Below are 16,639 nucleotides of genomic sequence, written 5' to 3' on the forward strand. Positions count from 1 at the left end.
TTCAGATCGTACTTCGCCAGGTCATGGTTACTCTCCGTTTAGGGTTGGAACGGAGGCATCATGCCGTCTATTGGTCCCGCCTCAAGGTCCACTTTGGGCAAAGTAAGGGGGCCAATCAGAGGGTGGGGTGGCGACCATAGAGAGGATGGGCGGTTTCGAAGGCCTGCGCGGCGCGGAGCACGAGGGCGTCCTCATAGCGCCGGCCGACGATCTGCAGGCCAATGGGCAGGCCGCCGGTGCTGAAGCCGCAGGGTACGGTGACCGCCGGCTGCTTGGTCGCGTTGAACGGGCCGACCAGGACTTCGTAGTTATCCGTTTCCATGCCCCAGTCGGGCGGATGGTCGTGGCCATTGGGGAAGGGCAGGACGGTGCAGGCCGGCGTCAGCAAGAGGTCGAAACGGCGGTGGAAGTCGATCATCACCCGCGCCATCTCGCCGCGCTGGCGGTCGGCGTCCAGCAGGTCGCCCGCCGGCAGGCCGCGGCCCGCCTCAGCCGATTCGAGCATCTCGTGACCCAGCCGCGCCTGTTGCTCGGCCGGCATGGCATCGACCGATGCGGCGGCCAATCCGTGCCAGAGGACATCGAACCATGGCGTTGGATCTTCGATCGGCGGGTCCTCCTCGACCACGGTCGCGCCGAGCTCCTGGAAGATCGCAATCGCCTGGCGGCACGCCGCGGCGATCTCAGGCTCGACCGGCGCAAAACCCAGATTGCCGCTATAGGCGATCCGAAGCCCGGCGACGCCGGCGTCCAGGCCGGCGACATAGTCGCAGCCATTGTCGGGTAGGGCGTGCCAGTCGGTGGGGTCGTAGCGCGCGATCAGGTTCATGGTCATGGCGGTGTCGCGCACGGTGCGTGACACCGGACCGCTGGCCGAGAGCTGGCCGAAATCATTGCCGTGATCCTGGGGTACGCGCCCGAAGGTCGCCTTGATGCCGACCAGGCTGCAGAAGGCGGCGGGCGTGCGGATCGAGCCGCCGCCGTCGCTGCCGATCGAGACCGGCCCGCAGCCGGCGGCGACCGCCGCGACGCTGCCGCCCGACGAGCCGCCGGGCGTGCGCCCGGTATCCCAGGGGTTCACCGTCAGACCCGTAAGCGGGCTGTTGGTGATACCGGAATTGCCGAACTCCGGTGTCGTCGTCTTGCCGATCAGGACCGCGCCGCCGTCGCGGAGCCTGGCGACCAAAGGCGCGTCGCGCTCCCACGGTCCCGCCGGATCGACCGCCAGGCTGCCGCACAAGGTCGGCCAGCCCTTGGTCTCGATCAGATCCTTGATCGAGATCGGCACGCCGTCGAGCGGCGAAAGGGGCGAGCCCGCCGCCCAGCGTGCTTCCGATGCCTTGGCCGCCTTAAGCGCCGACTTATCGTCGCGAAGACAGAACGCGTTGATCACCGGGTCGACCTGATCGATCCGGTCGAGTACGGCGCGCGTTGCCTCCACCGGTGACAGGGTTCGCGCGTCGAACCCCGCAGCCAGATCGGCGGCGCTTTGCCAAATGATGTCGTCGCTCATGTCCGAAGGGACTGTGTCATCGCTCCCAGCGACTGTTTCTGGTTGCCCGCGTCATCGAAGTTGGCGGGGTCAAGCCAGGACTCGAAACAACCGCGCACGGCCGGCCACTCTTCGTCGAGCAGCGAAAACCACGCGCTGTCGCGGTTTCGCCCGTCCACGATCATGTGGCGGAAGAATACGCCTTCGAACGCAAAGCCCAAGCGCAAAGCGGCGTTGCGCGACTTTTTGTTGAGCGCGTTGCACTTCCACTCAAGGCGGCGATAGCCGAGGTCGTCGAACGCCTGGCGCATGAGAAGATAGAGCGCTTCGGTCGCCGCCGGCGTGCGCTGCAGGAACGGGGCGAACCAGATATGGCCGATCTCGATCGAGGCACTTGCCGGTGCGATGTTGAGGTAGCTGACGATGCCGGCCAGTCGGTCCGGGTTCAGCATGCGGACCGCGAAGAAGATCGGATCGAACGCGGCCGCCGAGCCGGTCAGCCAGCGGCCGTAGTCCGCTTCGTCGGCGAACGGGCCATAGGGCAGGTAGGTCCAGATCGCCGCGGCGTCGGCGCCCTCATGGCCGGCGCGATAGAGGCCGTCGCTATGGCGTTGGGGATCGATCGGCTCAAGCCGCACGCGCGTGCCGTCGATCGGCGTACGGGCGGGGATCAGGCGGACCGCATGCGGAACTGCCTCGCCATGCTCCCGGCGCGGTGGAAGTTCTATCATGGGTGTCAGACTGTCGGTCAATTGGACTTGCCTCAAGGTCCATTTTTTGGCGAAGTAAAGGAGCCAATCAAGGAACCCCTTCAAGGGTCGCGATGCCATGGCCAAGTCAGTCCCCGCCGATCCCGTCCTTCCGCTTGCCTTCGACCGGAGCCTCCCGGAACCACTGCACCGGCAACTCTATGACCAGCTGTGCGCGCTGATTCTGGCCGGGCGCCTGTCGCCGGGTGTGCGCCTGCCGTCGACGCGCGCGCTGGCGGCCGATCACGGCGTGTCGCGCAACACCGTGGTCAGCGCCTACGACCAGTTGCTGGCCGAAGGCTACGTGACGGGCACGGTGGGCTCGGGCACCTACGTGTCGACGATTCTGCCCGACGAACTTTTGTCGGCGCGTGCGACGGAACCGGCCGGGCAGGCAGCCACGCCGGGCGAACCGTCGGCGCGTGGCGCGCGGCTGCTGGCGATGGCGCCGGGCCGCGACCGGCGTCATCAGGCGTTCCTGGCCGGGGTGCCCGATCTCGAGCACTTTCCCTTCGATCAGTGGGCCAGGCTCTTGAGCCTGGCGTGGCGGCGGCCCGACCGCACGTTACTGGTCGGCGGCGACGCCGGCGGTTACGCGCCGCTGCGCCGCGCCATCGCCGGCTATCTGTGGACCGCGCGCGCCGTGCGCTGCGCGCCCGAGCAGGTCATCATCGTGGCGGGCGTCCAACAGGGCATCCGCCTGACCGCGGACGCGCTGCTTGACCACGGCGATCAGGTTTGGATCGAAGACCCCAGCTATCCCGGCGTTCGCGGCGCGTTGGCCGGCGCTGGCGCAGCGACGATCGCCGTGACGATCGACGATCAGGGCATCGATGTCGCCGCCGGCGAACGGTTGGCGCCTGGCGCCCGCCTCGTCTGCGTGACGCCGTCGCATCACTATCCGTTGGGCACGACCATGTCGCTGGGCCGCCGGCTGGAACTGCTGGACTGGGCGGAACGCAATGACGCCTGGATTCTGGAAGACGATTATGACAGCGAGTTCCGCTATGCCGGACGCCCGCTCGCCTCGCTGCAGGGCCTCGACCGCGCCGGCCGGGTCATCTATGCCGGCAGCTTTTCTAAGGTGATGTTTCCCTCACTGCGTCTGGGCTACCTCGTGGTGCCGCCGGGCCTGGTCGAGGTCGTACGACGGGTGCGCGCGGCGGTCGACGACCATCCGCCGTCGATTGCCCAGCCGGCGCTGGCGCGGTTCATCGACGACGGCCTGTTCGCGGCGCATGTCCGGCGCATGCGCCGGCTCTACGCGGCGCGCCAGGAATGCCTGCTGGCCGCCGCCAAGCGCCAATGGTCAGGCCTGTTGGAGGTACAGCCGGATGATGCCGGCATGCATCTCGTCGCCTGGCTTAGCAACCCCGTGCGCCGGCGCATGAGCGACCGCGAGGCCGCTGCTCTCGCCTTCGAGCACAACGTCACGACCCAGCCGCTCTCCGGCTTTGCGTCGCGCGCCGATCTGCGCCACGGCCTGGCGCTCGGTTATGCGGCCATACCTGAAGACGAGATTGAAGCCGGCGCGGCTCGACTGGCCGAAGCGTTGTCTGGTTAGGTGAGATAGGCGTCTGCGTGAATGCCAACACCCTCTGCCGCCTTGGCGATGCCGTCCCACACGCCGTCGGCGACCGGCACGCCGGCCTTGCGGCGTTCGGCTCTCAGCCGGCGTTCCGGCTCGCCCGGGATCATGACCTCGTCGACGCCCGGCATGCCGGGCACGGCTTTGACCTTGGCAAGGATGTCGGCGGCGTCGCGGTCGTACCCGCCGCCCGGTCGGACATGGGCGATGTCGATACCGATCATCAGCCAGTTGTATTCCAGCGGGTTTGACAGCAGCGCATAGCCGACGAGTTCGGCGATCAACGCCATGCCATAGCCCTTCGGCCCAGCGGCCGGCAGGATGGCGCCGCCGGCATAGAACGCATCGACATCGGAAGTTGGCTGGCCGTCGCGGTCGAGAATGTGGCCGGGCGGCGCCGCCTTTCCCTCGGCACGCGCCACCGCCAGCTTGCCCTGCGCGGTTGCCGAGGTCGCGAAATCGACGACGACGTTGCCGTGCTGGCCGCCCGGCATGGCGAAGGCGTAGGGGTTGGTGCCGAGCAGGCCCCGGGCGCCGCCGAACGGTGCAACCGCCGGCCATTCCTGATGGCCGCCGCCGCCCAGGATGATCGCCACCATGCCGTGCTCGGCGAGCGAGTCGGCATAGGCGCCGATGCGGCCGGTGTGACCGCAATTGGTAATGGCCGCCGCCGCGATGCCCGATCCGCTCACGGTGGCCGGCAATTGCTCGGCCGCCAGCTCCATGGCGGCGATACCGAAACCGCCGGCGCCGTTGACGCGCAACACGTTGCCCTCCTGGCCGTGCAGCACGGGCTCGGCATGGGCATCGATAAAGCCCGATGCGATGAGTTCGAGGTAAGACGGAATGCGGTTGACGCCATGGGAGTCGACGCCGCGCATGTTGCACTCGACCAAATGGGTGGCGACCGTCACGGCGACCGCGTGGCTGGCGCCGGCGGCGCGCAGCGTGTCCTCGGCCAGGTGTCGCAAACGGTCGGCGGCAACAATGGGCATGGCGAGACACTTCCTGTGGCGATGAGCGGGTCGGCGAACGCGGACGCCATGATGATGCCCCGCCAATGTCGTCCGTGCTACCGATCGATGATGTCTCGCCGACAGATTGGCCACGTCGCTGGGGACGATTGAAGCAGATCACAGTCTATCTGAATCGCTCGCCAGCCAGATAGACTGCGTAAATCTGCTCTACCTATTGATCAATCGCGATCCGACCTAGAGTCGGATCGACATGGCGGGGGAGGATCAACATGACGAACGAACGGGGTGACTTCGCATTCAGGGCACCATCGCTCTACGGCACGGCTGACGACTTCACCTATGCCGGCGCGATGTCGTTTTTGCGCCGCCGTTACACCCGCGACTTGGCCGGTGTCGATGTGGTGGTGTCCGGCATTCCCTATGACCTCGGCACATCGAACCGGCCCGGCAGCCGTTTCGGGCCGCGCGCCATCCGCCAGGCCTCGACCCACATGTCCTGGGGGCCGCAATGGCCTTATGACTTTGATCCCATGCATCGTCTTGCCGTTATCGACTGGGGCGATCATGCCTTCGACATCGGCTACCCCGACCGCATGATGTCTTCGGTCGAAACCAACACCCGTGGTTTTTTCGAAGCCGGGTGTTTCCCCATGACCATGGGTGGCGACCACTTCGTGACCTACCCGCTGCTGCGCGCCGCCGCCAAACACCACGGCAAGGGCCTGTCGCTGATCCACTTCGACGCCCACACCGACACGTCGCGCACCGACAACCTGAACCACGGTTCCATGTTCTATCACGCGACCAAGGACGGGCTGATCGACCCCGCGCGCTCGATCCACATGGGGATCCGCATGCATGTCAGCTACAAGGATGGCTTCAACGTCATCGACGGCTGGCAGATGCAGCGGCGTTCCGTTGACGACATCGGCGCGCAGATCCGTGACGTCGTCGGCGACAACAAGGCCTATGTCACCTTCGACATCGACTTTCTGGATCCCGCCTATGCGCCGGGCACCGGTACGCCCGTGGTCGGCGGGCCGACGACGACCGTGGCGCTCGACGTGCTGCGCCAGCTCAAGGGCCTCGACCTTATCGGCATGGACCTTGTGGAGGTTGCGCCGGAGTACGATGTCGGAGAGGTCACGTCGCTGGCCGGCGCCTCGATCATGTACCAGATGCTGCACGTTCTAGCCGTCGACCGACCGGTCATGATCGAGACGGACGACGGCGGCTAAGGGCCAAAGAAATATAGCAATCATTTGCTTTTTAAATTAGCTTTCCGGCCCCGTCTTTCGCAGGAGGCAATCCATGACGCACACAGCCTTGGTCACCGGCGGCAACCGCGGCATCGGGCTGGAAACCTGCCGCCAGCTTGCCGCAGCGGGCCATAAGGTCTTTCTCGGTTCTCGCGATCCCCAATCGGGCGAGGCGGCGGCCCAGGACTTGCGCGATCAGGATCTGGACGTCACAGCGGTCGCGCTGGATGTGGCCGATGATCAATCGGTCGAGGCTTGCGCCGCGGCGCTCAAGCCCCAGGGCGCCGAGGTCGACATGCTGATCAATAACGCCGGCTTTCTTGCCGAGGGCGAGCTTCTGTCGGGCCCCGACGCCATGGTGGAAGCCATCGACGTCAACCTGATGGGGCCGCTCAGAACGGCGCGTGCCTTCATGCCGGGCATGGCCAAGCGCGGCTGGGGCCGGGTGGTCAACGTGTCCTCGAACTGGGGTTCGTTTGCCGCCGGTCTGGAAGGACCGCCGGCCTACGCCATCACGAAAGCAGCCTTGAATGCGCTGACCGTCCGCCTTGCCCGCGAGGCCGGCGACGGCGTCAAGGTCAATAGCATCGATCCGGGCTGGGTTCAGACCCGCATGGGTGGCGCAGGCGCGATCCGCACGGTCGAACAAGGCGCTGATACGGCGGTCTGGCTTGCCACGCTGCCTGATGACGGTCCGACCGGCGGCTTCTTTTTCGACCGTGAACCGACCGACTGGTAACAGCCAAACTGTGCTAGGATCGCCTCCCGAACTGACCCAAGTGGAGGGACCGCCGTGAAGAAGGTGAGCTTCTCGCACATGGCCGACGGCACGGCCGAGGACTATCGCATCATTGCCGAGGCCACCGCCAAGTCGAGCGGACCGGTGGCCGACGACCTCCTGGCGCTCTTGCAGGTCAACGAGCGCGTCGACTTCGGATTCAATGTGACGCGCCTGGAGCACGCGCTGCAGTCGGCGACCCACGCCTTCCAGGACAATCAGGACGAAGACATGGTCGTCGCGGCATTGATGCACGACATCGCCGACACCATCGCGCCCTTCAACCACGCGGAGACGGCCGCCGCGATCCTGAGGCCCTATGTCTCGGAGCGCGCCGCCTGGGTCGTCGAACACCACGGGCTATTCCAGACCTATTACTACAATCACTTCTTCGGCCGCGATCGCAATGTGCGCGACCGCCTCAGGGGCCATCCACACTTTCAGGCTTGCGTCGACTTCTGCGAGAAGTACGACCAGAACGCCTTCGACCCAAACTTCGAGTCGATGCCAATTGAAGCTTTCGAGCCGATGGTTCGCCGCGTGTTCGCCCGCACGCCCGACTTCTTCGCCGACGCCAACAGCAGCGCGGCTTAGATCGGACCCGCGGCTGTTACTTGCACATCTTGCCGTAGATGTACCAGGTATCGACGTCGTAGACGTAAAACCCGGCAGGCAAACCGGACTGCCCGCAGTCGCTGCCGCCGTCCCACCAACCGTAGTCGGTGAACGGCTCGTAGCTTGAGTCGTTCGGGCAGTAATAGGTCTCGATCAAGTCGCAGTAGGGGCTGTGTTCCCCCTTCTTCGGCTGGGTATCGCTGTCGCTCGCCGTGGAACCGTCACCGCCCGATGTGGCGCTACCGTCCGCAACATAGCGGTAGATGAAGTACATCGCGTTGTCGCCGGCCCACAGGGCTAACTTGGTGTAGGGCGTGTCTTTTTTGACCACAGCCTGCAGGGTAACCCTGGCTTCGACAGATGGTGTGTCCCACAAACGAATGTAGCCGTCCCGAAGCATCTCGATGTTTTCGTTGTAGTCGTAGGTTGTCGGGACATCTGGATGTTCGGGCAGTAGTCCCCCTGCCGCCTGAACACTGGCGTCGGTCCACTTGTGCCCGCAAGGTGGCTCGCCAAAGATCTTTCGGATGTCGATCGTGAATATCTCACCTTCCTGGAGCGTGGTGACATCGCGATCGAAAACGAACTGAACGCGGTAGTTTCCGATGCAGTCATCGGAGTTGTAGCGCACGGCAAACTGCACGTCGTAGACGTTGTCGCCGTCGGCCGCCCAACTCGCCGGTCTGGCGGGGTCGCCGTCGACGGGAAAGACCTTCTCCAGAACAAACGTGCCTTCGGCCCGTGCGTCATGGGCGAACGATGCCATGACCACGAGAAGAGCGACGGAAAGAAGCTTCGACAAGTTAGACAAAACCGCGTCCCCGGTTTTCGTACGATAGAACGTTTCGCTGAGTTGCTGCGACGGTGCCAACGCCACCGAACGTGCGATGACGCTCAGCGGTTCTGGCGGTTGTCGACGAGGTCGTCGACGACGCCGGGATCAGCCAGTGTCGACGTGTCGCCCAGATTGCCGAAGTCATTCTCGGCGATCTTGCGCAAGATCCGTCGCATGATTTTGCCTGACCGGGTTTTGGGCAGGCCAGGCGCCCACTGCAGCCAGTCGGGCGAGGCGATCGGGCCGATCTCCTTTCTGACCCACTGGACCAGTTCCTTGTGCAGCTCGTCGCTGGGATCTTCGCCGAGGTTCAAGGTGACATAGGCGTAGATGCCCTGACCCTTGATGTCGTGCGGCGCGCCGACAACGGCGGCCTCGGCGACCTTGGGATGGGCGACCAGCGCGCTTTCGACTTCGGCCGTCCCCATACGGTGGCCGGAAACGTTCAACACATCGTCGACCCGCCCCGTAATCCAATAGAAACCGTCATCGTCGCGGCGCGCACCGTCGCCGGTAAAGTAGCGGCCGGGATAGGTCGAGAAGTAGGTTTGTATGAACCGTTCGTGGTCGCCGTAGACCGTGCGCATCTGACCGGGCCAGGAATCCAGCATCACCAGATTGCCTTCACAGGCGCCGACCTGGGCCTCGCCGTCGTTGTTCACGATCGCCGGCTTGACGCCGAAGAACGGCCGGGTCGCCGAACCCGGCTTCAACTTGGTCGCGCCCGGCAACGGTGTAATCAGGATGCCGCCGGTCTCGGTCTGCCACCACGTGTCGACGATCGGGCAGCGGCCATCGCCGACGACGCGGTAGTACCATTCCCATGCCTCCGGATTGATCGGTTCGCCGACGCTGCCGAGAAGGCGCAGGGTCTGGCGGCTGGTCTTCGTGACGGGATCGTCGCCTTCGCGCATCAGCGCGCGGATCGCCGTCGGCGCGGTGTAGTAGATGTTGACCTTGTGCTTGTCGATGACCTGCCAGTGACGCGAGGCGTCCGGATAGTTCGGCACGCCTTCGAACATCAAGGTCGTCGCGCCGTTGGCAAGCGGACCATAGACGATGTAGCTGTGACCGGTGACCCAGCCGACGTCGGCCGTGCACCAGTAGATATCACCGTCGTGATAATCGAAAACGTACTGATGCGTCATCGACGCGTAGACGATGTAACCGCCCGTGGTGTGCAGGACACCTTTCGGTTTGCCGGTCGAGCCCGAGGTATAGAGGATGAAGAGCGGATCTTCGGCACCCATCACTTCGGCCGGGCACTCGTGCTCGACGCTTTCGCGCATGTCGTGCCACCAGTGGTCGCGGCCGTCCTGCATAGCGACATCGGCGCCGGTCCGCCGGACCACCAGAGACGCCGTGACCGAGGGGCAGGTCTTCAGCGCCTCGTCCATGTTGACCTTCAGCGGCACCTTGCGCCCGCCGCGCAGACCTTCGTCCGCTGTAATGACGATGTTGGAATCGCAATCCTGGATGCGGTTGGCGAGCGAGTCCGGCGAAAAACCGCCAAACACCACGGAATGGATGGCACCGATCCGCGTGCAGGCCAGCATGGCGTATGCGGCTTCGGGGATCATCGGCATATAGATCGTGATCCTGTCACCCCTCTTGGCGCCCAGCTCTTTGAGCGCGTTCGCCATGCGGCAGGTCTCCTCGAACACATCGCGATAGGAGAGGTAAAGCGCGTCTTCGTTCGGGTCGTCAGGCTCCCAGATGATCGCGGTCTGATTGGCCCGGTTGGCCAGGTGCCGGTCGAGGCAGTTGGCCGAAACGTTCAGCTTGCCATCTTCGAACCACTTGATGGAGACATCGCCGTCATAGCTGGTGTTCTTGACCTTGGTAAAAGGCTCGATCCAGTGGACGCGCTCGCCGTGCTCGCCCCAGAACCCCTCGGGGTCGTCGATCGATCGCTGGTACATCTCCAGATATTTGTCGTTATCGACCCAGGCGCGGCTGGCCCAATCCCCGGTCACCGGATAGACGTTGTCGTCGGTCATGCGGCAATCCTCCCTTATGCGGCACGTATAGCGGCCGTTTCTGCGATTTGTAAGCGCATTGTTGCTACATTGGGCGGCGCGGGCAAGAATCCGCAGCCCTCTCCCCTACCCCTGGCGCCCGATCTGGGCAGGAGTTTCTCGCGATGCAGCTGCACTTGAGTACCTGGCAGGAGGTCGAGACCTACCTGAAGCGTTCGACCGGTATCATCCTGCCAATCGGCTCGACCGAGCAGCATGGCCCCAACGGCCTGATCGGCACCGACGCGATCTGCCCCGAAGTGGTCGCCAAAGGCCTGGGTGAAGCGGCCGACGCCATGGTTGCGCCGACCATCTCCGTCGGCATCGCCCAGCATCACTTGGGTTTCTCGGGCTCCATGTGCCTTCGCCCCTCGACCCTGATCGCCGTTATGCGCGATTCCGTCATGTCGCTCGCCAAGCACGGCTTCGACCGGTTCTTCTTCCTGAACGGTCACGGCGGCAACATCGCGACCATCCACGCCGGGTTCGCCGAGATCTATTCCGACATCAGCCTCGAAGCGTGGGACAACAAGCGGCCGATCCGCCTGACGTCGCGCAACTGGTGGGACGGCAAGGGCGTCGGCCAACTGGGCAAGAAACTCTATGGCGACGACGAGGGCGATCACGCCACCTGCAGCGAGGTATCGCTGACCCAGTACGCCTATCCGGAAGCGATCAAGAACGTGAACTTCGAGGCACGCGCGCCGGCCTATTCGGGCATTCACGACGCCGACGACTACCGGCGGCGCTATCCCGACGGGCGCATCGGCAGCCTGCCGTCCCTGTCGACGCCGGAGCACGGCCGGCAGTTCTACGAGACCGCGGTCAAGGAACTGGCTGTCACGTATCAGAAGTTCCTCGACGAGGCATGAGATCGTCCACCCACCAAGCGGCAACGCCGAAGAGGAGAGAGCGCCATGTTGACCCGTCGACACGTCTGTTGCGGTCTGCCAGCTGCCGCGGCCGCGCCTGCCCTTGTTCAGTCGTCTGATGCGGCGGCGCGCGAACCTGTTGCCGCTGACGCTACGGCATCGCTGACGCCGGCCGATGTTCTGGCCGAGCTCAAGGCCGGCAATCAGCGGTTCGTCGACGGCGACGTTCGAAAATGCGACCCGATGAACCGGATCATCGCGACATCGGAGGGCCAAAACCCGACGGCCTCGGTCATCGGCTGCATCGATTCACGGGTGCCGCACGAACAGGTTTTTGACCAGCGTATCGGCGAGATCTTCAGCGCGCGTGTCGCGGGCAATTTCGTCAATGTCGACATGACCGGCAGCCTGGAATTCGCCACGGCGGTGGCCGGCGCCAAACTCATCGTCGTGCTTGGCCATAACAACTGTGGCGCGGTGAAGGGCGCCATCGACGGCGTTCAGCTCGGCAATCTTACCGCCACCTTGACCAACATCATGCCGGCGGTCGCCGAGTTGGACCCCGACTTCAGCGGCAGCTCGACCGATGACGTGCTTGTTCAGGACGTGGCAGTCGCCAACGTCAAACTGAACGTCGCGAAGTTGCTGCGCGACAGCGAGGTAATCCGTGGCCTTGTGGAGAGTGGCGATGTGATGGTCGTCGGTGCCATGTATGACATCTCGACCGGCGTCGTTACGTTCATGTAGCGCCATACGGCGCGAAGTTATGAAACACGCGGCAAACGCTTTATGGTCGCGGCCGGCGATGAGGGAGGACCCATGAACGGAGCCGAAAGCCTGGTGCGCACGCTGGTCGAGGGTGATGTCGACGTCTGCTTCACCAATCCCGGTACGTCGGAGATGCACTTCTGCGCCGCGCTCGACAAGGTTGACGGCATGCGCTGTATCCTCGGCCTGTTCGAAGGCGTGGTGACCGGTGCGGCCGACGGCTATGGCCGCATGCTGGACAAGCCGGCGGCGACCTTGCTGCACACGGGACCCGGTCTGGGCAATGGTCTCGCCAACCTACACAACGCGAAAAAGGCGAACACGCCGATCGTCAACATCGTCGGCGAGCACGCGACCTATCACATCGAACACGACGCGCCGCTGACCGCCGATATCGAAGGCATCGCCTGGCCGGTGTCGCATTGGGTCAAGACCTCGTCCGACGCGCCGTCGGTCGCGGTCGATGGTGCCCAGGCGATCGCCGAGGCCTCCGCCGCCCCGGGCCGCATCGCCACGCTGATCCTGCCCGCTGACACCGCATGGAACGAGGCATCCGGTACCGCGCCCGTGCCGGCGGTGCTGCCGCCCGAACCGGTCGACGAAGGCGCCATCCGAGACTGCCTGGACATCCTGCGTTCCGGCGACCCGGTGCTGATCCTGTTGGGCGGTAAGGCGCTGCGCGCCGACGCGCTTGCGATGGCCAGCCGCATCGCCCAGAAGACCGGCGCCGAATTGCGTACGGAGTTCGGTGCCGCGCGCTGCGAGCGCGGCGCCGGGCGCGTTGCGGTCGAGCGCATGCCCTATATCGTTGATCAGGCGCTGGCGGTGACCGGCAACTTCCGCCATGTCATCCTTGTCGGCACCAAGGTGCCGGTCGCGTTCTTCGCCTATCCGGGCAAGCCCAGTTTTTTGATTCCCGAGACCTGCCAGCCCCACACGCTGGCGTCGGTCGACCAGGATATCGCCGGCGCGCTCGCCTGGCTCGCCGACGAGCTGGACGCGGGCGACTTGGAACCGATCCTCAGCGAGGCCGATCGGCCGGCCTTGATGGAAGGCGACCTGAACCTTGAATCCCTGGGCGCGGCGATCGGCAACCTGCTGCCGGAAGGCTGCATTGTCTCCGACGAGGCGATCACCTCGGGTCGCCACCTGCATCCGCTCACCCGCGGCGCGCCACAACACGACTGGCTGTTCGGCACCGGCGGTTCGATTGGGCGCGGCCTGCCCGAGGCGACCGGCGCAGCGATCGCCTGCCCCGACCGCAAGGTGCTGTCGCTGGTCGGCGACGGCAGCGCCATGTACACGATCCAGGCGCTGTGGACCCAGGCGCGCGAAAAGTGCGACGTCACCACCGTCATCCTGAACAACGGCGGCTACGCCATCCTGCATGGCGAGCTCTTAAACGTTGGCGCGAATCCCGGCCCCAAGGCCCATGACATGTTCGATCTGGACCGCCCGGATCTCGATTGGGTCGCCATGGCGACCAGCATGGGTGTCGAAGGCGTGCGCGCCGAGACCGCCGAACAGTTCAACCGCGCGCTCGCCGCCGCGCTGTCGAACGACGGGCCCAACCTGATCGACGCGGTGCTGCCGGGCGCGGGCTGAACGCGTGAGCCACGACAACGAATACCACGACGCCATGATCGCCGTCCTGGAGTTGATCTGGGGCGAAGGGTTCATGGCGCCGGGCGGCAAGGGCAATGTCGACCGCATGGTCGCGGGCCTCGATCTTCAGGGTAAGCGGGTGCTGGATATTGGCTGCGGCATCGGCGGTCCGGCGATCGTGCTGGCGCGCGACCACGACGCCCACGTCACCGGCACCGACCTGGAAGCGCCGCTGGTCGCCAAGGCCGTAGCCTACGGCAAAGCGGCCGGCGTCGCGGACAGGCTCGACTTCCAGACGGTTGAGGCCGGTCCCCTGCCGTTCGACGACGCCAGCTTCGATGTCGTGTTCAGCTCCGGCGCCTTTACCCAGATCGAGGACAAGGAAGGTATGTTCGCCGAATGCCTGCGCGTTCTGAAACCGGGCGGCTGGGTCACCGTCTACGACTGGCTGAAGGCGCCGGGCGACTATAGCGAGGCCATGCGTTACTGGTTCAAGATGGAAGGTCTGACCTATGCCATGCGCACGCTGGAGGAGTACAAAGCGGTGCTGAGAGCGGCGGGCCTGGTGGACGTCATGGTCGAAGACGCCTCGCCCTGGTACCGGCGCGAGGTTCGCGAAGAATATGAAAGACTCAAGGGCCCGTTCTACGGCCGCATGGTCGAACTGATCGGCAAAGATGACGCCGACTATTTCGTCGAGAACTGGCGCGCCATGATGGTCGTCTGCGAATCCGGTGAGATGCTCCAGGGTTACAGCCGCGGCCGCGCGCCTGCCTGACGCGCCGCCTGCCGCCTTGTCCTCCACTGAGCCAGTGAAACGCGAGGAGAACCTGCTGATCGGGTTCGTCATGGCGACGCTCGCCTTTGCCAGCCTCGCGCTGATGGGTGTGTTCGCCAAGGCGGCGGCGCCCGGTTCGCCGGCTCAGGTCAACGTCTTCTTCCAGAACGCGGTCGCCTTTGTCGTCCTGGCGCCGTTCGCGCTGCGTCACGGACTGAAGCCTTTGCGGACGCGGCGCATCGGCATGCACGTTCTGCGCGCTTTCAGCGGCAGCGCAAGTTGGTTGGCGCTCTTCATCGCGATCAATCTGATGCCGCTCACCAACGCGGTGCTGCTGGCCTATTCGGCGCCCATCATCCTGCCGCTGATCGCATGGCTGGTAACCCGGCAAAGGATAACGGGACCGGTTTGGATCGGCGTCGTTCTGGGCTTCGTGGGCATCGCGCTGGTGCTCCATCCCAGCAACGCCGAACTCGGCTGGGGTGCGCCCATCGCGCTGTTCGGCGCGGTCATGGTCGCCATGGCGCTGCTCTCGGTGCGCTGGTTAAGCGAGACCGAACCCGACCAGCGCATCATGTTCTTTTACTTCTCGATCTCGACGCTGATGACGCTGCCGCTCGCGCTCATCTGGTGGCAGATGCCGGAGGTGTGGGCCTGGCCCTACATCGTCGGTATCGGGCTCTCTCTGCTGGCCTCGCAGGTGACGATCATCATCGCCTACCGCTATGCGACGCCGGTGATCCTGGCGCCGACGATCTATCTGGTGATCATTTTCACCGCGCTCATCGACTGGGCGGTCTGGGACCGTCAGCCGACATGGCTGGAAGTCGGCGGCATGGCCCTGGTCATCGTCGGTGGGATCATCGCCATGCGCAAAGGCGGCAACGCAAAGCACGCCGCCTGAGAACACTCACGCCTTGATGCCGCACATCTGGCAGAGGTCCTTCCAGTGCTGGTCAGAGACCGGCACGACCGAAAGGCGTGACTGGCGTACCAGGGCCAGATCGTCGAAGCGGCCGTCCTGCTTGATCTCCTTCAGCGTCACCGGTGTCTTGACCGGCTTCAACGGCTTGACGTCGACCACGACCCATTTGGTGTCCGGGTCGGCGGTCGGGTCGTGATAGGCTTCCTTGGTCACCTGCATGACGCCGACGATCGCCTTCTGATCGACCGAATGATAGAAAAAGGCGCGGTCACCCTTCTTCATCTTGCGGATGTTGGCGGCGGCCTGGTGGTTGCGCACGCCGTCCCAATAGGTCTCGCCTTCCTTGACAAAATCGTCCCAGCTCCACTCGCTGGGTTCCTGTTTCATGAGCCAGTAGGCCATGCGGTGAACCTCCCTAGCTGATTGCGGTGGTTCCGAGAACCGCCTTCCACGGGCGGATCTCGACCCGCTCGAAGACGCCGTTGACGGCGTAGGGGTCCTGGGCTGCCCAAGCCTTGGCGGCGTTGATGTCGTCGGCCTCGATGACCAGCATGGAGCCGACCATCGATTGACCGTCATCACCCAGGAGCGGACCGCCCAGCCGGATTGTCGCGGCGTGTTCGGCGGCGAACGCCAGGTGCGCGTCGCGGTTGGCGAGCCGTGCCGATCCGTCGCCGGCCTTGTCGATCGCGTGAATGACAAAAAGCATGATCGTGTTCCCTTGCGTTAGCGCTTGCTCGCGGCGGCATGATCGAACTCTGCGCCGGACGGGCGCATCATCAAGGTGCTGGCGGCATCGTCAACTGTCAGCCGACCCGCCAGCACGTCATCGACGGCGGCGCAGATCGGCATTTCGATGCCGTGGCGGCCGGCCAGCGCCAGCACCGCCGGCGCCGCCACCGCGCCTTCCACCACACTTGCCCGACCGTCCATGATGTCGGCGAAACTCTCGCCCCGGCCAAGCGCCAAGCCGGTCGAGTAGTTGCGCGACTTCTCGCCGGTCGCGGTCAGGACGAGGTCACCCAGCCCGCTCAAACCCATCAGCGTTTCCTGGCGCCCGCCGAGCGCCATGCCGAGCCGAACCATCTCGGCGAGCCCGCGGCTGATCAAGGCGGCCCGCGCGTTGTCGCCCAGGCCCCGGCCCATGGCGATGCCGCAGGCGATCGCGATGACGTTCTTGACCGCGCCGCCGATCTCGATGCCGTTCAGATCGTCGGTCTGGTAGACGCGGAAGTTGGTCGATGTCAGCGCGTCGGCCAGGATTGCCGGCACGTCGTCCGCGCCGGCGACAGTCACGGCGGTCGGCAGATCGCGCGCGACATCGGCGGCGAAGGACGGGCCGCTCAAGGCGGCGATGCGTGCCTCAGGCAATTCGTCGGC

Annotated in this window: 17 protein-coding genes; 9 read left to right on the top strand and 8 right to left on the bottom strand. The window is 65.0% G+C overall.

Going from position 1 to position 16,639, the window contains the following annotated elements; genetic code table 11:
* Nucleotides 1-115: 115 nt before the first annotated feature.
* Together AAF563_14090 and AAF563_14095 are read right to left on the bottom strand one after the other, a co-directional pair.
* Nucleotides 116-1,513, bottom strand: coding sequence for an amidase (locus AAF563_14090; GenBank protein ID MEM7122410.1), 1,398 nt, complete (start codon nucleotides 1,511-1,513; stop codon nucleotides 116-118).
* Nucleotides 1,510-2,223, bottom strand: coding sequence for a GNAT family protein (locus AAF563_14095; GenBank protein ID MEM7122411.1), 714 nt, complete (start codon nucleotides 2,221-2,223; stop codon nucleotides 1,510-1,512). Before AAF563_14095 ends, AAF563_14090 begins: the two co-directional genes overlap by 4 nt.
* A gap of 97 nt (nucleotides 2,224-2,320) precedes the next feature.
* On the opposite strand from AAF563_14095, the gene AAF563_14100 reads away from it, so the two are divergent.
* Nucleotides 2,321-3,805: a PLP-dependent aminotransferase family protein gene (locus tag AAF563_14100; GenBank protein MEM7122412.1), complete on the top strand. Its 1,485-nt coding sequence runs from the start codon at nucleotides 2,321-2,323 to the stop codon at nucleotides 3,803-3,805.
* Here AAF563_14100 and AAF563_14105 read toward each other — a convergent pair.
* The gene (locus AAF563_14105; GenBank protein ID MEM7122413.1) at nucleotides 3,802-4,824 is read right to left on the bottom strand and encodes an Ldh family oxidoreductase; all 1,023 of its coding nucleotides are present in this window, start codon (nucleotides 4,822-4,824) and stop codon (nucleotides 3,802-3,804) included. The genes AAF563_14100 and AAF563_14105 overlap by 4 nt on opposite strands.
* Nucleotides 4,825-5,075: 251 nt before the next feature.
* On the opposite strand from AAF563_14105, the gene speB reads away from it, so the two are divergent.
* From speB to AAF563_14120, 3 genes are all read left to right on the top strand, one after another.
* On the top strand, nucleotides 5,076-6,044 hold the full coding sequence (speB, locus tag AAF563_14110; GenBank protein MEM7122414.1) for an agmatinase: 969 nt from the start codon (nucleotides 5,076-5,078) through the stop codon (nucleotides 6,042-6,044).
* Between the two features lie 73 nt (nucleotides 6,045-6,117).
* Nucleotides 6,118-6,804, top strand: coding sequence for an SDR family NAD(P)-dependent oxidoreductase (locus AAF563_14115; protein ID MEM7122415.1), 687 nt, complete (start codon nucleotides 6,118-6,120; stop codon nucleotides 6,802-6,804).
* 54 nt (nucleotides 6,805-6,858) lie between these two features.
* Entirely contained in the window at nucleotides 6,859-7,437 is a 579-nt protein-coding gene (locus AAF563_14120; protein ID MEM7122416.1) for a peptidase, read from the top strand.
* A 16-nt stretch (nucleotides 7,438-7,453) separates the two neighbouring features.
* Here AAF563_14120 and AAF563_14125 read toward each other — a convergent pair whose 3' ends face one another.
* Together AAF563_14125 and acs are read right to left on the bottom strand one after the other, a co-directional pair.
* Entirely contained in the window at nucleotides 7,454-8,260 is an 807-nt protein-coding gene (locus AAF563_14125; protein ID MEM7122417.1) for a hypothetical protein, read from the bottom strand.
* Nucleotides 8,261-8,352: 92 nt separating this feature from the next.
* Nucleotides 8,353-10,293: an acetate--CoA ligase gene (gene acs, locus AAF563_14130; protein MEM7122418.1), complete on the bottom strand. Its 1,941-nt coding sequence runs from the start codon at nucleotides 10,291-10,293 to the stop codon at nucleotides 8,353-8,355.
* Nucleotides 10,294-10,436: 143 nt separating this feature from the next.
* On the opposite strand from acs, the gene AAF563_14135 reads away from it, so the two are divergent.
* The 5 genes from AAF563_14135 (at nucleotide 10,437) to AAF563_14155 (ending at nucleotide 15,238) form a co-directional block, all read left to right on the top strand.
* Nucleotides 10,437-11,183, top strand: a complete 747-nt coding sequence (locus tag AAF563_14135) for a creatininase family protein (protein ID MEM7122419.1) — start codon at nucleotides 10,437-10,439, stop codon at nucleotides 11,181-11,183.
* Nucleotides 11,184-11,228: 45 nt separating this feature from the next.
* Nucleotides 11,229-11,930, top strand: coding sequence for a carbonic anhydrase family protein (locus tag AAF563_14140; protein MEM7122420.1), 702 nt, complete (start codon nucleotides 11,229-11,231; stop codon nucleotides 11,928-11,930).
* A 72-nt stretch (nucleotides 11,931-12,002) separates the two neighbouring features.
* Nucleotides 12,003-13,556 (top strand): acetolactate synthase large subunit, encoded by a 1,554-nt coding sequence (locus AAF563_14145; GenBank protein ID MEM7122421.1) that lies wholly within the window; start codon nucleotides 12,003-12,005, stop codon nucleotides 13,554-13,556.
* Between the two features lie 4 nt (nucleotides 13,557-13,560).
* Entirely contained in the window at nucleotides 13,561-14,334 is a 774-nt protein-coding gene (locus tag AAF563_14150; GenBank protein ID MEM7122422.1) for a methyltransferase domain-containing protein, read from the top strand.
* A gap of 34 nt (nucleotides 14,335-14,368) precedes the next feature.
* Nucleotides 14,369-15,238, top strand: a complete 870-nt coding sequence (locus AAF563_14155; protein ID MEM7122423.1) for a DMT family transporter — start codon at nucleotides 14,369-14,371, stop codon at nucleotides 15,236-15,238.
* A gap of 6 nt (nucleotides 15,239-15,244) precedes the next feature.
* Here AAF563_14155 and AAF563_14160 read toward each other — a convergent pair whose 3' ends face one another.
* From AAF563_14160 to AAF563_14170, 3 genes are all read right to left on the bottom strand, one after another.
* A complete protein-coding gene (locus AAF563_14160) occupies nucleotides 15,245-15,661 on the bottom strand; it encodes an EVE domain-containing protein (protein ID MEM7122424.1) in 417 nt (138 codons plus the stop codon).
* A gap of 13 nt (nucleotides 15,662-15,674) precedes the next feature.
* Entirely contained in the window at nucleotides 15,675-15,968 is a 294-nt protein-coding gene (locus tag AAF563_14165) for a YciI family protein (GenBank protein MEM7122425.1), read from the bottom strand.
* A 17-nt stretch (nucleotides 15,969-15,985) separates the two neighbouring features.
* On the bottom strand, nucleotides 15,986-16,639 hold a 654-nt coding region (locus tag AAF563_14170), incomplete at its 5' end, for an NAD(P)H-dependent glycerol-3-phosphate dehydrogenase (GenBank protein MEM7122426.1).

Source organism: Pseudomonadota bacterium (assembly GCA_039028155.1).
In the GTDB taxonomy this organism is placed as follows: domain Bacteria; phylum Pseudomonadota; class Alphaproteobacteria; order SP197; family SP197; genus JANQGO01.

Bases quoted from the DNA above. Each gene is read 5' to 3' on its own strand.
- speB (MEM7122414.1), top strand. From the start codon at position 5,076: ATGACGAACGAACGGGGTGACTTCGCATTCAGGGCACCATCGCTCTAC.
- AAF563_14135 (MEM7122419.1), top strand. From the start codon at position 10,437: ATGCAGCTGCACTTGAGTACCTGGCAGGAGGTCGAGACCTACCTGAAG.
- AAF563_14160 (MEM7122424.1), bottom strand. From the start codon at position 15,661: ATGGCCTACTGGCTCATGAAACAGGAACCCAGCGAGTGGAGCTGGGAC.
- acs (MEM7122418.1), bottom strand. From the start codon at position 10,293: ATGACCGACGACAACGTCTATCCGGTGACCGGGGATTGGGCCAGCCGC.
- AAF563_14095 (MEM7122411.1), bottom strand. From the start codon at position 2,223: ATGATAGAACTTCCACCGCGCCGGGAGCATGGCGAGGCAGTTCCGCAT.
- AAF563_14115 (MEM7122415.1), top strand. From the start codon at position 6,118: ATGACGCACACAGCCTTGGTCACCGGCGGCAACCGCGGCATCGGGCTG.
- AAF563_14090 (MEM7122410.1), bottom strand. From the start codon at position 1,513: ATGAGCGACGACATCATTTGGCAAAGCGCCGCCGATCTGGCTGCGGGG.
- AAF563_14165 (MEM7122425.1), bottom strand. From the start codon at position 15,968: ATGCTTTTTGTCATTCACGCGATCGACAAGGCCGGCGACGGATCGGCA.
- AAF563_14100 (MEM7122412.1), top strand. From the start codon at position 2,321: ATGGCCAAGTCAGTCCCCGCCGATCCCGTCCTTCCGCTTGCCTTCGAC.
- AAF563_14105 (MEM7122413.1), bottom strand. From the start codon at position 4,824: ATGCCCATTGTTGCCGCCGACCGTTTGCGACACCTGGCCGAGGACACG.
- AAF563_14145 (MEM7122421.1), top strand. From the start codon at position 12,003: ATGAACGGAGCCGAAAGCCTGGTGCGCACGCTGGTCGAGGGTGATGTC.
- AAF563_14140 (MEM7122420.1), top strand. From the start codon at position 11,229: ATGTTGACCCGTCGACACGTCTGTTGCGGTCTGCCAGCTGCCGCGGCC.